Genomic DNA, 14,897 nt, shown 5'->3' with positions numbered 1-14,897 from the left:
ACACGAGGACGGCCGCCGCGGCGGCGGCCGCGACGGCGAGGTAACGCTTGATCATGTGAAGACCGTACGGCCCCGGTCTTGCAAACGACTCACGACCTGCTGAAAGCCGACGCCAATTCGCGCAGCAGCAGGATCACGCCCTCGGGGCCGTCGACCACGATGTCGGCCCGCTCGGCCAGCGCGGTCACCTCGGCCGAGCCGCTGCACACGGTCACGCCGGGCAGCCCGGACGTGCGCACCGCGTCGAAGGCGGCCAGGTCGCCCAGGTCGTCACCGGCGAACAACACCGATCTGGCCGACCGCTCGGCCAGGAACATGCCCAGCGCGTGGCCCTTGTCCATGCCGGGCGGACGCAGTTCGAGCACCATCCGGCCGGGTTCGAGCACCAGCCCGTGTTTCTCGGCCAGCTTGGCCAGCGGCTCGCGCAACACGGCCAGCGTGGCGTCGGGCTCGGCGCTCTGCCGCGTGTGCACCGCCACGGCGCGGTGTTTGTCCTCGACCGTCACGCCCTGCACGCCGAGCGAGTCGAGCAGCATCGGCAGTTCGGCCTCGGCCCGCGGAACGCCGGGGGGCGGCGGCGGTGCGGAGATCCGGCCGTCCTCCCACCGTTCGAAGCCGTAGTGGCCGAGCACGACCAGCCCGGGCACGTCGGCCAGGCCAGGACCGAGTTCGAGCGCGGTGGCCGCGGGACGCCCGGTCACGATGGCCACCGCCGCGACATGCCCGCCCAGCTCGGCCAGTACGGCAGGCGCCTGCGGATGGATCCTGGCCGAGGCGGGATCGGGCACGATCGGCGACAGGGTCCCGTCGAAGTCGAGCCCGATCACGGCTCCGGCCGGGTCGGTCAAGATCGCTTCCATTCCAGGGATGTTCCTCACGCGGCTGCCGTACCCAGCCGGTCAGGGGCGCATGCCAAGCCTTCGCGCGGCACGCTCCCGCTGGCGCGTGGACCGTAACCTGCGCAACCGCTTGACCAGCATCGGATCGCGCTCCAGCGCCTCCGGCCGGTCGATCAGCTCGCTGAGCAACTGGTAGTAGCGAGTCGCGGAGAACCCGAAGGTCTCCTTGATGGCCTGCTCCTTCGCGCCCGCGTAGCGCCACCACTGGCGTTCGAAGGCGAGGAGCTCGAGTTCGCGTTCTGTGAGGGGTTGCTGGGACGACTGTTCCTGGGCAGCATTGTCACCGCTGAGCGGTGCTCCCATGGTGTCCTCCTCGAAAGGGGCGTGCGACGATCACGTCGCACGCACGCGGCCCGTGGCTCATCGTAATGTGCGAAGTGCGGGTGTTCACGGCGGATCGCGAGACGTACAGTCACCAAATGTGACCTCAGTCATCACACTTCTCACCGACTATGGGCTCGAAGATGGCTATGTGGCGGCTTGTCATGGAGTGATAGCGGGGATCGCCCCTGAGGCCCGGGTGATCGACGTGTGTCACCAGATCCCGTCAGGAGACGTGCGCCGCGGGGCCGCGGTGCTCGCACAGACCATCCCGTACCTCCCCAAGGGTATCCACGTCGGCACGGTCGACCCGAGCGCGGGCGGCGCCAGGCGCGCGGTGGCGATCGAGGCGGGCGGGCGGCTGTTCGTCGGTCCCGACAACGGCCTGCTGTCGTGGGCGGTGCACGCCAGCGGCGGCGCGCGGGCCGCCTACGAGCTGGCCGACGACGCGCACTTCCTGCATCCCGTCTCGCCGACCTTCCACGGCCGCGACATGTACGCCCCGGTGGCCGCGCGGCTGTTCCAGGGGCTGAAACCGGCCGAGCTGGGGCCGGAGGTGCCGCTGTCCAGGCTGGTCTCGCTGCCCGAGCCCACCTCGCAACTGCGTGACGGCTCGGTCGAGGGCGAGGTGGTCTCGGTCGACGCCTACGGCAACACGCAGCTTTCGATCGCGGCCGGCGACCTGGCCGCGCTGGGCGTGCGCCCCGGCGACACGCTCGAAGTGCGGCTGGGACGGCGGCAGCTGGCCATGCCGTACCGGGAGACGTACGCGGCGGTGCCGCCGGGTGACCTGGTCGCCTTCGCCGACTCGGCCGGGCTGGTCGCGATCGCGGTCAACGCCGGTGACGCGGCGCAACGGCTGGGGCTCCCACCGGGGGCGCATGTCCGGCTTTCCCCGTGTCGGTAGGACGAAAGTAACAGATCACCAATTACTCCGCGTATCGGACTGTTTACCGAAGCGTCGGATTGAACCAGCGGTCGCGTGCCAGAATGCACGGGCAGATCGGGCGTCCCACCCCTCCCGAGGCCGCTGTGTACCAACTGTCCGTCGTGCTGCTCTCCATCGTGTCCGTCGTCCTGCCGGCCGCCGGTGAACCGCCGGTGCCCGAGCGCTGGCGTGCCTGGCCGGTCGCCAGGGTCTTTCCCGCCGCCGTGTCCGGCGTCAGCCCGTCGGGGGCGCGGGTCACGTACGTGCTGGCCGGGGTGGCCCCCGAGGCGCCGTGCGCGCTGGCGTTCCAGGCCGCGGCCGTCTCGGGCGGCTGCCTCACCGCGTTGCGCGCCACGTACGCCGACAGCACCCACACGTTCGTGGCCACCGTCGGCATCGCCGTGCTCGACCGGCCGGGACGCCGGCCGGACTCCGCGAGCCCGCGGCCCGCCACCGTGCGGCCTGTCGCCTTCCCCGGCGGTCCCGCAGAGCGGTTCGGCGACCGGCAGTACTTCGCCGGGGCGCTGCTGGCCGCCGAGCGTTACGTGGTCGCCACCGCCGCCGGATACGCCGACGGCCGGGCCTACCAGCGGGGGGACCGCGCCGGGCGGCGGCTGCGCGACACCGCGCGGCACCTGACCACCACGCTGAGCGAGGCGTTGACCCGATGAGGCTGCCGCGCACCCTGCTCGTGCCCGCGCTGGCGGCGCTCACCCTGCTGATCGCCGTCACCGCCCCCGCGGACGCCGGCGCGCCCCCGGGCGAGGGCGAACTGGGCACGGGCGAACTGGGCGCGGGCGAGTTGGGCAGGGACGAGCTGGGCGAGGCCGTGCGCGCCGGGCAGTGGCAGGTCGGCCCGCTGCGCCTGCCCGAGGCGTGGCACCGGAGCAGGGGCGAAGGCGTGCTGGTCGCGGTGCTCGACACCGGCGTGAACAGCCGGCACCCCGACCTGGCCGGCGCGGTGGTCGAGGGCCCCGACCTGACCGGCGCCGCCAGGAGGCCGGGCCGCTGGGGACACCACGGCACGGCCATGGCCAGCCTGATCGCCGGCCGGGGTCACGGCGAGGGCCGGCGCCGGGGCGTGGTGGGCGTGGCGCCGGCGGCCAGGGTGCTGTCCATCAGGGTCACGCTGGAGAACGGCGACCCGCTGCGCGAGAAGCAGCCGCCCGGCGGGCGCGACGCGCTGGCCAAGGCCATCCGCTACGCCGCCGCCCACGGCGCGGACGTGATCAGCATGTCGCTGGGCGGCGGCAACGGCGTCTGGGAGGGCTCGGCGGCCGAGGAGGAGGCCGTGCAGTACGCGATCGCGCGCGGCTGCGTCCTGGTCGCCTCGTCGGGCAACGACGGCGAGACCACCAACAGGAAGAACTTCCCTGCCGCCTATCCGGGAGTGATCGCCGTGGGCGCGGTGGACCGGCGGCTGCGGGTGACCCCGTTCTCCAACCGGCAGGACTACCTGTCCGTGGTCGCGCCGGGCACCGAGATCGTCACGGCCGACGGGGCGGACTCGTACCTGGTGGGCGACGGGACCAGTTCGGCGGCCGCGCTGGTGGCCGGGATCGCGGCGCTGGTCAGGTCGGCGTATCCGCGGTTGTCGCCGTACCACGTGCGCCGGGCCATCGAGCTGGGCGTGCGGCGGCGGCCGTCCGACGGCTACAGCACGGCCTACGGGCACGGCGTGGCCAACGCGCTGCTCGCGCTGCGCGCGGCCGGCGAGCTGGCGGGACCGGCCGCGACACCGGTCGCGCCCCCGCCCGGCGGGCACTTCGGCGCCTGGCCGCCCGGCGGCGCGCCCGCCTCCAGGGCGCCGGTGGTGGCGGGGATGGTGCTGCTGGTGGCGGCGATGTCGGCACGCGTGCTGCTGCGCAGCAGGCGGCGGGGCGCACGCCGCCGGCGCCGGCGGATGTAACCTAGCAAGCGCTTGTGTGATACTCCTGCCTATGACGCTTGCGATCGACGGCTGGTTCGCCATCGACGACGACGGCACCCATCTCATCGGCACCCGGTGCGGCGACTGCGGAACGGTCTGCTTCCCACCGCGCGCCGGATCCTGTCCCAACCCCGGCTGCGGGAGCGAGAACCTGGCTCCGGCCAGGCTGTCGCGGCGCGGCCGGGTCTGGTCCTACACCAACGCCTGTTACGCGCCGCCCGAGCCGTACGTCAGCGCGCGGCCGTACGAGCCGGTGACGCTGGCCGCGGTCGAGCTGGCCGAGGAGGGCCTGGTGGTGCTCGGCCAGGTACGCGACCTCACCGTGGACGACCTGGAGGTCGGCATGGAACTGGAGCTCACCCACGGTCCGCTGGCCGACGGCCCGCTGGTGTGGATGTGGGGGCGGGTCTCATGAGCGTGGTGGTGCTGGGCGCGGGCATGCACCCGTGGGGCAAGTGGGGCCGGCCCTTCACCGAGTACGGCGTCGCCGCCGCCAGGGCCGCGCTGCGCGACGCCGGCATCGAGTGGCGCGACGTGCAGTACCTGGTCGGCGCCGACACGATCAGGAACGGCTATCCGGGGTTCGTCGCCGGGGCCACGTACGCGCAGGCGCTGGGCTGGACCGGGGCGCGCATCGCCTCCTGCTACGCGGCGTGCGCGTCGGGAGCGCAGGCCATCGACATCGCGCGCACCCGCATCCTGGCCGGGCTGTGCGACGTGGCCCTGGTGGTGGGCGCGGACGCCACGCCCAAGGGCTTCTTCAAGCCGGTGGGCGGCGACCGTCCGGACGACCCGGACTGGCTGCGCTTCCGCCTGCTCGGCGCGACGAACCCGGGCTACTTCGGGCTCTACGCCCGGCGCAGGATGGCCGTGCACGGCACGACCGCGGCCGACTTCGCGGCCGTCAAGGTCAAGAACGCGCTGGCCGGATCGCTCAACCCGATGGCGCGCTACCGCACGGCGGTCACCGCCGAGCAGGTGCTCGCCTCGCCCATGGTCGCCGACCCGCTGCGGCTCATGGACATCTGCGCCACCTCCGACGGCGGCGCGGCCGTGGTGCTGGCCTCACAGGCGTACGCCGCCCGGCTGGGGGCGCGTGACGCGGTGCGGATCGCCGCGGTGTCCACGGTGACGCCGACCTACCCGAACGCGGTGCTGGAACTGCCGAACTTCGCCACTGACTCCTGGCTGGCCGTGCCGCCGCCGCAGCGGCCGTTCCGCGCGGCGATCGCGCACGCCGCCTACGAGGAGGCCGGGATCGGGCCCCGGGACGTCTCCTTCGCCGAGGTGTACGACCTGTCCACGGCGCTGGAGCTGGACTGGGTGGAGGACATCGGGCTGTGCCCGCCCGGCGAGGCCGACAAGCTGCTGCGGGCCGGTGACACGGCGCTCGGCGGGCGGGTCCCGGTCAACCCGTCCGGCGGGCTGGCCTCCTTCGGCGAGGCCGTCCCCGCCCAGGCCATCGCCCAGGTGTGCGAGCTGACCTGGCAGCTGCGCGGCACGGCGGGGGCGCGGCAGGTCGCGGACGCCCGCGTCGGCCTGGCCGTCAACCAGGGCCTGTTCGGCCACGGCTCGGCCGTGCTGGCCACCCGCTGACCCCGCACATGGCGAAGCCCTCCGCAGGCGAGCTGCGGAGGGCTTCTCATCGGACGTCAGCCGATGTGGACCACGTCGTGCGTCTCGGCGAAGTGGCAGGCGCTCTCGTGCGCCGTGCCCGGCCGGATCTGCAGCAGCGGCTCCTGCTCGGCGCAGATCTCCTGCGCCTTCCAGCACCGGGTGCGGAACCGGCAGCCGGACGGCGGGTTGGCCGGCGAGGGCGGGTCGCCCTGCAGGATGATCCGCTCGCGCTGCTCACGGCCCTCGGGGTCGGGGACCGGGACGGCCGACAACAACGCCTGCGTGTACGGGTGAGCCGGCTTGTCGTAGATCTCCACGTCCCTGCCGAGCTCCACCATCTTGCCCAGGTACATCACGCCGACCCGGTCGGAGATGTGGCGGACCACCGACAGGTCGTGGGCGATGAAGATGTAGGCCAGGTTGAACTCGTTCTGCAGCCGCTCCAGCAGGTTGATGACCTGCGCCTGGATCGACACGTCCAGCGCGGAGACCGGCTCGTCGCAGACGATGATCTCAGGCTGGAGCGCCAGACCGCGGGCGATGCCGATGCGCTGACGCTGACCGCCGGAGAACTGGTGCGGGTAGCGGTTGATGTGGTCGGGGTTGAGACCCACGACCTCCAGCAGCTCCTGCACCTTCTTGCGGCGGTCGCCCTTCGGCGCCACCTCGGTGTGGATGTCGTACGGCTCGCTGATGATGTCGCCCACCGTCATACGGGGGTTCAGCGAGGTGTACGGGTCCTGCATCACCATCTGGATGTTGCGGCGCATCTGCTTGAGCTCGGCGCCCCTGGCCTTGGCGATGTCGCGGCCCTTGATGCGGACCGAGCCCGAGGTCGGCCGCTCCAGCGCCATGAGCACCTTGGCCAGCGTGGACTTGCCACAGCCCGACTCGCCCACGATGCCCAGCGTCTCGCCACGGTGCAGGTCGAACGACACGCCGTCGACGGCCTTGATCGCGCCGATCTGCTTCTTGAAGACGATGCCCTGGGTCAGCGGGAAGTGCTTGACCAGGTCACGGACCTCGAGAATCGGCTCACTACTGATCGCCATCGAGGACCTCCCTCCAGTAGTGGCAGGCGCTGCTCCGCGTGCCGCTGATCTCGTAGAGCGGGGGGACGTCGGCCAGGCAGTTGTCCTGACGGTAGGGGCACCGCGGGTTGAACGAGCACCCCGACGGCAGGTCGAGCAGGTTGGGCGGCAGGCCCTTGATCGCGTACAGCTCCTGGCCCTTGAGGTCGACCCGGGGGATCGACTCCAGCAGGCCCTTGGTGTACGGGTGCGCGGGCGCCTTGTAGATGTCGTGCACCAGGGCGTTCTCCACGATCCGCCCGGCGTACATGACCGCGATCTTGTCGGCCACGTCCGCCACGACACCGAGGTCGTGCGTGATCAGGATGAGACCCATCTGGCTCTCGCGCTGCAGCTCCGCCAGCAGCTCCATGATCTGCGCCTGGACGGTCACGTCGAGCGCGGTGGTCGGCTCGTCGGCGATCAGCACCTCGGGGTCGAGCGCGATCGACATGGCGATCATGATGCGCTGGCGCATACCGCCGGAGAACTGGTGCGGGTAGTCGTTGACCCGCTGCCTGGCGGCCGGGATGCGGACCCGGTCCATCAGCTCGACGGCCTTCTTCATGCCGTCGCGCTTGGACATGCCGCGGTGCACCCGGAACATCTCGCTGATCTGCCAGCCCACGGTGAACACCGGGTTCAGCGCGGAGAGCGCGTCCTGGAAGACCATCGCGATGCGCTGGCCGCGCACCTGGGTGCGGGCCTCGTCCGAGAGCTTGAGCAGGTCGGTGCCGCGGAAGCGGATCTCGCCCTTGGGGATGACCGCGGGCGGCATGTCCAGGATGCCCATGATCGCCTGAGCGGTCACCGACTTGCCCGAACCCGACTCGCCGAGCACGGCGAGCGTCTCACCGGGGTTCACCGTGTAGCTCACGCCGTTCACGGCTCGCACGGTGCCGGCCCGCGTGTGGAACTCCACGTGCAGGTTGTCCACCGCGAGCAGCGGCTCGTTGCCCAGTACTCGCTCGGCTGGCTGACCTGGCAACACGTCCGGAGACGTCCTCTTCACTAGATCCCCCCTTCTACCTGAGCTTCGGGTCGAGCGCGTCGCGTACGGCGTCGCCCAGCATGATGAACGCGAGCACGGTGATGCTCAGGAACATGGCCGGGAAGATCAGCGGCAGCGGCGCGTCGAGGAACCTGCGCTGCGCGTCCGAGATCATCAGACCCCAGGAGATCTGGTCCGGCGGCACGCCCACGCCGAGGTACGACAGCGCGGCCTCGGCCGCGATGAAACCACCGAGGTTGATCGTGGCGATGACGATCACCGGGGCGAGCGCGTTGGGCAGCAGGTGCCTGAACATGATGCGCATCGGCCCGGCGCCGAGCGCTCTCGCCGCGACCACGAAGTCCTGGCTCTTGGCGGTGATGACCGCCGCTCTCATGATCCGGAATGTCATCGGCCAGCCCAATACGGTAAGCGCGATGACGACCAGCCAGATTCCCATCCCGCTGCCGCGGAAGGTCGAGCCGATGAGCAGGGCGCCCAGGATGCTGGGGATGGCGAAGAAGATCTCGGTGACACGGGAGGCCACGGCGTCGGTCGCGCCGCCGAAGTAGCCGGCGATGAGGCCGAGCAGGCCGCCGATCAGCGCCGTCGCGACCGTCGTGCAGATGCTGATGACCAGCGAGTTCTTCGCCCCGTAGATGGTCCTGGCGTACAGGTCACAGCCCAGGTTGTCGCGGCCGAACGGGTGACCGGGGCCGGGGCCCTGACGCGCGGTGCCCAGCTCGCAGGTCCTGGCGTCGTAGGCGTCGACCGAGCTGAACAGCGACGGCCAGAGCGCCATCAGCACCAGCACGGCGATGATGATGCACGAGATGATGAAGATCGGCTTGCGGCGCAGATCGTGCCAGGCGTCGGTCCAGAGACTGGCCGGCTTGGCTTCTTTGGTCTTCTTGAGAGGCTGGGGGACCGGGCTTCCCTCGGGCGTGATTACCGGCCCGCCCGGACGAACGTCACTCATAGCGGATCCTCGGGTCGAGCACGGCGTACAACAGGTCAACCACCAGGTTGGCCAGGATGTAGACCAGTACCAGGATGGTCACGATGCCCACGACTACGGGCTGTTCTCTGGTGTACACCGAATAGAAGAGCTGGTTGCCGATGCCCGGCAGGTTGAAGATTCTCTCGGTGATCACCGCCCCGCCCATCAGGTTGCCGAGGTCGGCGCCCAGGAAGGTGACGAGGGGAATCAGCGCGTTGCGCAGGGCATGTCGTCCGACGACCCGCCGGCGGGGCAACCCCTTGGCGGTGGCCGTCCTGATGAAGTCGGCCCGTAGTGTCTCCGCCAGGCTGGTTCTGGTGAGACGGGTGAGATAGGCGATCGACACACCGGCGAGCACGAAGCCCGGCAGCAGATAGCTGCGGAACCCGTTGGTGATGCCCGCGATCGGGAAGATGTCGAGACCCGTCCAGAGCTTAAGCTTCACACCGAGGATGAGCTGAAGCACGAAGCCGGACACCAGGGTCGGGACCGAGATCAGCAGCAGGGTGGATGCGAGGATGGCGGTGTCGGTCGCCTTGCCGCGGCGCAACGCGGCCCAGAGGCCGAGCCCGACGCCGATGAGTGCCTCCATGATCAGCGCGGTGAGCGCCAGGTTCAGAGTGACCTGGAACTTGCCCTGCATGATCTGCGAGACCGGCACGTCGGAGAAGTTGACGCCGAAGTCTCCGCGGAAGAGCACGCCGCTGATGTAGTGCCAGTATTGCACCAGCAGCGGATCGTTGAGATGGTACTGCTCGCGCAGGATCGCGACGATGTTGGGCGCCTGCCGCTTCTCACCAGCCAGCGCCGCGATGGGGTCACCGGGCAGCGCGAAGACGATGGTGAAAATCAGCAGGGTTGTACCCAACAGCACAGGGATTGCCTGGAGCAGACGCCTGATGATGTAACGGCCCATTTAAGCCTCCCGTACATGCCAAGAAGGCAGCCCTTCGACCATAGGGGTTCCCGGCCCAAGAAACTGCCTCCTCGGCTGACCCTTCAGGGGTGGGCGGCTAGGCGCCCACCCCAGGGAACAACCGTCAGACCTTCTCGACGTCGGCCCACTCAACCTGGTTCAGCAGGTTGATCTTGACGTTCTTGACCTTCTGCGAGTAGCCGGAGTTGTTCCGGTAGAAGTACACCGGGATGTACGGCAGTTCCTCGTTGAGGATGTCGTCGGCCTGCTGGTAGAACTTCAGGCCCTCCTCGACGGTCGAAGCCTGGTCACCCTGGGCGATCAGGTCGTCGAACTTCTTGTTGGAGTAGCCACCGTAGTTGGAGCCGGTGGCGATGGCGCCGGTGCCGAAGATCGGCGACAGGTAGTTCTCGGCGGACGGGTAGTCAATGGCCCAGCCCATGCGGAACAGGCCCTTGTACTTCTTGGCGTCCAGGTCGTCCAGGATGCTGGCGAACTTCTCGAACGGCTTCGCGGTGGCCTCGATGCCCAGGTTGGCGCGGAGGTTGTTCGCGATGGCCTCGATCCACTCCTTGTGCGGACCGTCGGCGTTGTAGCCGATCTCGAGGGTCTTCGGGCCGCCGGCGGACTCGTACAGCTTCTTGGCCTCGGCCGGGTTGTACGTGCACGCCTTGCAGGCGCCCTGGCGGTAACCCGCGATGGCCGGGTTGATGAAGTCGTCGGCAGGCGAACGGGTGCCGGAGAACACCGTCTCGGCGATCGTCTTCCTGTCGATGGCCATCGAGATGGCCTTGCGGACGTCCACCTTGTTCAGCTCGGGGTTGTACTTGAGCGGAACGCCGATGTAACCGACGCCGGCGTCCGGCTGGTCCTGGTAGCGCTCACCGAGGGTCGACTTGGCCGTGGCGATGGCCGCCGGGCCGAGCGAGTCGTGGATGTCCAGGTTGTCGGCCTGCAGGTCGTTGAACGCGACGTCCGAGTCGGTGTAGAGCTTGAACTGGAGCTTGGTCCAGCCCTTCGGCTTCTGACCCGGGTACTTGTCGTAGACCGTCATGTCGATGGACTGGTCGGTGCCCTTCTTGTAGGGCTTGTCCATCTTGAACAGACCCTGACCGATGGGCTGCTCGCCGTAAGCCTGCGTCACCTTGCCGTCGGCGCCGAAGGCGGCCTTGGGCAGCGGGTAGAACGCGGTGTAGCCGAGCATGACCTTGAACTGCGAGAACGGCGCCGCGAGCGCGACCGTGAAGGTGGTGTCGTCGACGACCTTCAGGCCCTTCATCTCCTTGGTCGACGGCGTCTTGCCCTCGCCCGGGTTCAGGTCCGCGAAGCCGTCGATCCGGCCGAAGAAGTAGCCGGCGCTCTGCGCGTTCTCCTGGTTGGCGGCGTAGTTCCAGGCGTCCACGTAGTTCTGGGCGATCAGCGGCTCACCGTTGTGCCAGGTGTAGCCGGACTTGAGCTTGATCGTCCAGGTCTTCTGGTCGTCGCTGGTGATCGACTCGGCAGCGGCCTCGACCGCGTTCTTGTTCTCGTCGTAGCTGACGAGAGGCTCGAACAGGGCAGCGAGCGTCTCAGAACCCTCGGACTCCGTCGTGTTCGACGGAACCAGGAGCTCCTGCGGCTCACCGAGTTCCATGCGGACCGGCGTTTCTGCACCGCTTGCGCCGCCAGTGCCGCCGTCGTTCGAGGCACCGCCGCCACACGCGGCAACCGCGAGGGCTAGCAGCGCGGTACCGGCGACGATCTGTGCGCCCTTAGTAACACGCATGGTGAAAAGATTCCTCCCTCTACAGGTGGGCGTTAGCGCTGAGCTGCAATGATCGTGAGCAGCCTGACGGGGGGTTCCTTGTATCCCCCGGGTTTGGCTGACATGGTCAAACCAGCCGACGCCCTGCCAGTCGATCGCGACTATCCCTTACTACTTGCCACCAGGGAGTCTCTGGCGCGTTGCAGTTCGGTCACACGTGCGCCTATCCAGCGTCACAGACATTTTGCCCAAAGAAGACAAAGATCCCCAAACCCCATCTAAGGGGACGAGTCTGCGCGTGAACAGTTGATGAAAAATACCCCGGCCAGCAGAGTGCTCACGCCCGGACCCCGCGAGCCCGCCTCGCTGGGCTACCTTTGAGCAAGTCTTGACGGCACCCTGGAACCCGGTGCCCCAAGACACCGTCCAAGTGTCGGCCGCTAACCCCCGCGGCAGGCACCTCACCGACCGGGATCCAATAGAGTCCTTGCCATGAGCCAGCCGGAATCCGCTGTCGCGGACGCCCAGGCGGGCGGCCGAAGCGGGCAGGAGCCGCTGGCCAAGCTCGCCGAGAGATACGGACTTCGCCGCTCCATCGCGCGGCCGAGGTTTCCTGTCTACGTGCGTCAGCTGTGGGAGCGTCGTCACTTCATCCTGACGTACGCCACCTCGCGCAACGTCTCGAAGTACTCCAGCTCGGCCCTGGGCCAGCTGTGGCAGGTGCTGACTCCGCTGCTCAACGCGGCGATCTACTACCTGATGTTCGGCCTGATCCTGGGCGGCGACAACGGGATCGTGAACTACCCGGCCTTCCTGCTGACCGGGATGTTCGTCTTCACCTACACCCAGCGCACGGTGGCCGCGGGCGCCAAGTCCATCTCGGGCAACCTGTCGCTGATCCGGGCGCTGCACTTCCCCAGGGCCTCGCTGCCGCTGGCTTACACCATCCAGGAACTGCAGCAGCTGGCCATCTCCATGGGCGTGCTGCTGGTGCTCGTGGTGGTCACCGGCGAGATGCCCACCTGGTACTGGCTGATGATCCCGGTCGTGCTGCTGCTGCAGACGATGTTCAACGTCGGCGCCGGTCTGGTCATGGCCAGGCTCGGCTCGTCGATGCGCGATCTCAACCAGTTGCTGCCCTTCATCACCCGCACCTGGCTCTACGCCTCGGGCGTCTTCTTCTCGATTCAGGACAAGGTGGTCGGGTCCGCGAAGCTGCCCCAGTGGGTGGCCGATGCGATGTATCTGAACCCAGCCGCCTCCTACATTGAATGGATGCGCGAGCTCCTGATCCCGACCTACAACCCGCACGGCGGCCACCACCCGCCGACGATGGTCTGGGTGTCTTGCGTATTCTGGGCGGTGTTCGCCCTCTGTTTCGGCTTCTGGTACTTCTGGCGGGCCGAGGAGAGGTACGGGCGTGGCTGAGCTGACCAGGGAGTTCTCACAGGTGAAGGGCGAGGAGCCCGCCGTCCCGAAGAAGGACGTCAGGGTGTACCCCAACCCGGAGCCCACGGGCAAGCGTCCCCTCGACGCGCCCACGGGCACTCCGACCGTCATCGTCGACGACCTCCACATCGTCTACCGGGTGTACGGCGCCGCCTCCGACCAGGAGAAGGGCAACGCGGTCAACGCCCTCACGCGCATTCTCAAGCGCCAGGGCCGGCCGCAGATGAAAGAGGTCCACGCGGTCAAGGGCGTCTCGCTGGTGGCCTACCACGGCGACGCGATCGGCATCGTGGGCCGCAACGGCTCGGGCAAGTCCACGCTGCTGCGCGCCATCGCCGGCCTCCTGCCGCCGCACGCGGGCGCGGTCTACACCGACGGCCAGCCGTCGCTGCTCGGCGTCAACGCCGCCCTCATGCGCGAGCTGACGGGTGAGCGCAACATCGTCCTCGGCTGCTACGCGATGGGCATGACCCCGTCCGAGGTCAAGGAGAAGTACGACGAGATCGTGGAGTTCTCCGGCATCGACGAGTTCGTGCAGTTGCCGATGTCCACGTACTCGTCGGGCATGGGCGCCCGGCTGCGCTTCGCCATCTCCTCGGCCAAGACCCACGACGTGCTGCTCATCGACGAGGCCCTGGCCACCGGCGACCGCGAGTTCCGAAAGCGCAGCGAGCAGCGCATCAGGCAGATCCGCGAGTCCGCGGGCACCGTCTTCCTCGTCGCGCACGACCTGAGGGTCATCGAGGAGACCTGCAACCGGGTCATCTGGCTGCACAAGGGCAAGATCAAGATGGACGGCGACCCCAAGGAAGTCATCGCCGCCTACAACAAGGGCTGACCCTCCCCCGCCTCCTCCAACCCCCTCGCGTTCTCGCCAGGGGGTTCGATCTTGTGTGCGAAACACGGTGCGACTGGAGGGGCGAATGACTGACAGGGTGCCTGCCGTTCCGATAGGATTCGAACGCGAATTCGATCCGAGGAACGGTGATGGAGTGGGGGCGCGCGATGGAGGAACTGTCGGCCGCGATCGACCACCTGGCCATCGAGGACGTGGCCGAGATTCCCAGGATGCAGCTCGCTGAGCAGTTGCTCGAGTTGCATTGGCAGATGGCCAGGCTGCAGGCGCAGATCGCCCGCCGCACGGGCATCCGCCTGCCCTGACGACCTCGCGGAACCTTCTCCCCGCCGGTCAACGAAACCACGTCGTCTTGCCAGGAACGCCCGGGACCGCCGCCCGGGCGACCAGCCCGAACCACTGCCACCGAACCGAACCCGCCGGTACCCGGACCACCCGCACCCGCCGGCAACCGATACCAAGCCGCACCCGCCGGCAACCCAGACCACCAGCACTTGCGCCCTGCCGTCCAGGGCAAAAGAAATCGCCGCCGGCCCCGGGGTGGGGCCGGCGGCGGGATGGGGCTCGGCGCCGCTGCCCTGCAGTGGCGGCGCATCGAACTCCCGGGGCCAGGCGCGTCCGCCCGGGCCCGTCATGAGACCGCTCGCGTTTACGCGAGTGGCTCAGTACCCACGCGCGTCAGTGCCGCCGACGCCCGGCACCCTTGGGGCGTCTCGTCGGCCTGCCGCGTCAGTGCGACGGGTGTTCCAGGCAGGCACTGTGCTCTGGAAACACGTCGTCATAGAACACCCGGGCACGTGATACGCGGCGCGCTCCGCCGCCGTCACGGCCGGTTCGCGGGCGTCGGCACCTAGGACGCCCGCGAACCGTCGCACCGGCCCGCAGCGGGCCACGTTCATGCGTGCCACGATCGCGTCAGCCGCGAATCAGGAGTTCCGCACCGAGCTCGTCAGCGCGTCGGTGGTCCAGCCGAGGGCAGTCAGTGTGTCGCGAGCGGCGACAGTTGCACCGGTGCGGCCCAGCCCACGAACGGGGCGAGGTGGGCGCGCGCGTCCTGCGGCTGCGCCATGCGGAGCGCGCCGCCGGGCACCAGCCCACCGGCCACGCCGCCGACGAGCGGCACGTTCTTGAGTGTGTCGAGCAGGCCGGCGCCGACGGGCAGCGCCTGGGTCAACC

General features: G+C 69.1%; 16 protein-coding genes. 8 read left to right on the top strand and 8 right to left on the bottom strand.

Annotated features, from left to right (window positions below; all coding sequences use genetic code 11):
- Positions 1–89: 89 nt before the first annotated feature.
- Entirely contained in the window at positions 90–860 is a 771-nt protein-coding gene (otsB, locus tag HII36_RS46855) for a trehalose-phosphatase (RefSeq protein ID WP_173529847.1), read from the bottom strand.
- Between the two features lie 39 nt (positions 861–899).
- A complete protein-coding gene (locus HII36_RS46850; protein WP_173529846.1) occupies positions 900–1,202 on the bottom strand; it encodes a DUF3263 domain-containing protein in 303 nt (100 codons plus the stop codon).
- Positions 1,203–1,320: 118 nt separating this feature from the next.
- Here HII36_RS46850 and HII36_RS46845 point away from each other — a divergent pair, with 118 nt between their 5' ends.
- The 5 genes from HII36_RS46845 (at position 1,321) to HII36_RS46825 (ending at position 5,674) form a co-directional block, all read left to right on the top strand.
- Positions 1,321–2,127, top strand: a complete 807-nt coding sequence (locus tag HII36_RS46845; protein ID WP_328808209.1) for an SAM hydrolase/SAM-dependent halogenase family protein — start codon at positions 1,321–1,323, stop codon at positions 2,125–2,127.
- A gap of 125 nt (positions 2,128–2,252) precedes the next feature.
- On the top strand, positions 2,253–2,819 hold the full coding sequence (locus HII36_RS46840; RefSeq protein WP_173529844.1) for a hypothetical protein: 567 nt from the start codon (positions 2,253–2,255) through the stop codon (positions 2,817–2,819).
- Complete coding sequence (locus HII36_RS46835; protein ID WP_173529843.1) at positions 2,816–4,057, top strand: S8 family peptidase; 1,242 nt, start codon at positions 2,816–2,818, stop codon at positions 4,055–4,057. Before HII36_RS46840 ends, HII36_RS46835 begins: the two co-directional genes overlap by 4 nt.
- Before the next feature lie 31 nt (positions 4,058–4,088).
- A complete protein-coding gene (locus HII36_RS46830) occupies positions 4,089–4,493 on the top strand; it encodes a Zn-ribbon domain-containing OB-fold protein (protein WP_173529842.1) in 405 nt (134 codons plus the stop codon).
- On the top strand, positions 4,490–5,674 hold the full coding sequence (locus HII36_RS46825; protein WP_173529841.1) for a lipid-transfer protein: 1,185 nt from the start codon (positions 4,490–4,492) through the stop codon (positions 5,672–5,674). Before HII36_RS46830 ends, HII36_RS46825 begins: the two co-directional genes overlap by 4 nt.
- A 56-nt stretch (positions 5,675–5,730) precedes the next feature.
- Here the strand turns inward: HII36_RS46825 and HII36_RS46820 are convergent, their stop codons facing one another.
- The 5 genes from HII36_RS46820 to HII36_RS46800 form a co-directional block, all read right to left on the bottom strand.
- Positions 5,731–6,747, bottom strand: coding sequence for an ABC transporter ATP-binding protein (locus HII36_RS46820; RefSeq protein WP_173529840.1), 1,017 nt, complete (start codon positions 6,745–6,747; stop codon positions 5,731–5,733).
- A complete protein-coding gene (locus HII36_RS46815; RefSeq protein WP_328808208.1) occupies positions 6,734–7,777 on the bottom strand; it encodes an ABC transporter ATP-binding protein in 1,044 nt (347 codons plus the stop codon). Before HII36_RS46815 ends, HII36_RS46820 begins: the two co-directional genes overlap by 14 nt.
- A gap of 13 nt (positions 7,778–7,790) precedes the next feature.
- Entirely contained in the window at positions 7,791–8,735 is a 945-nt protein-coding gene (locus HII36_RS46810; protein WP_173529839.1) for an ABC transporter permease, read from the bottom strand.
- Positions 8,728–9,672, bottom strand: a complete 945-nt coding sequence (locus HII36_RS46805; RefSeq protein WP_173529838.1) for an ABC transporter permease — start codon at positions 9,670–9,672, stop codon at positions 8,728–8,730. Before HII36_RS46805 ends, HII36_RS46810 begins: the two co-directional genes overlap by 8 nt.
- A 124-nt stretch (positions 9,673–9,796) precedes the next feature.
- A complete protein-coding gene (locus HII36_RS46800) occupies positions 9,797–11,305 on the bottom strand; it encodes a peptide ABC transporter substrate-binding protein (protein WP_217370827.1) in 1,509 nt (502 codons plus the stop codon).
- 603 nt (positions 11,306–11,908) lie between these two features.
- Between HII36_RS46800 and HII36_RS46795 the strand changes: the two genes are divergently transcribed.
- The 3 genes from HII36_RS46795 (at position 11,909) to HII36_RS46785 (ending at position 14,026) form a co-directional block, all read left to right on the top strand.
- Positions 11,909–12,844: an ABC transporter permease gene (locus tag HII36_RS46795; RefSeq protein ID WP_173529836.1), complete on the top strand. Its 936-nt coding sequence runs from the start codon at positions 11,909–11,911 to the stop codon at positions 12,842–12,844.
- The gene (locus tag HII36_RS46790; RefSeq protein WP_173529835.1) at positions 12,837–13,703 is read left to right on the top strand and encodes an ABC transporter ATP-binding protein; all 867 of its coding nucleotides are present in this window, start codon (positions 12,837–12,839) and stop codon (positions 13,701–13,703) included. The genes HII36_RS46795 and HII36_RS46790 overlap by 8 nt, the downstream gene beginning before the upstream one ends.
- A 149-nt stretch (positions 13,704–13,852) precedes the next feature.
- On the top strand, positions 13,853–14,026 hold the full coding sequence (locus HII36_RS46785; protein ID WP_173529834.1) for a hypothetical protein: 174 nt from the start codon (positions 13,853–13,855) through the stop codon (positions 14,024–14,026).
- A 674-nt stretch (positions 14,027–14,700) separates the two neighbouring features.
- Here HII36_RS46785 and HII36_RS46780 read toward each other — a convergent pair.
- Positions 14,701–14,897 (bottom strand): hypothetical protein (locus tag HII36_RS46780; RefSeq protein ID WP_173529833.1); only part of this gene is annotated, 197 nt, incomplete at its 5' end.

It is taken from the genome of Nonomuraea antri (assembly GCF_013283785.1).
Lineage (GTDB): Bacteria > Actinomycetota > Actinomycetes > Streptosporangiales > Streptosporangiaceae > Nonomuraea > Nonomuraea antri.
This window is presented reverse-complemented; position numbering and strand designations above follow the sequence as displayed.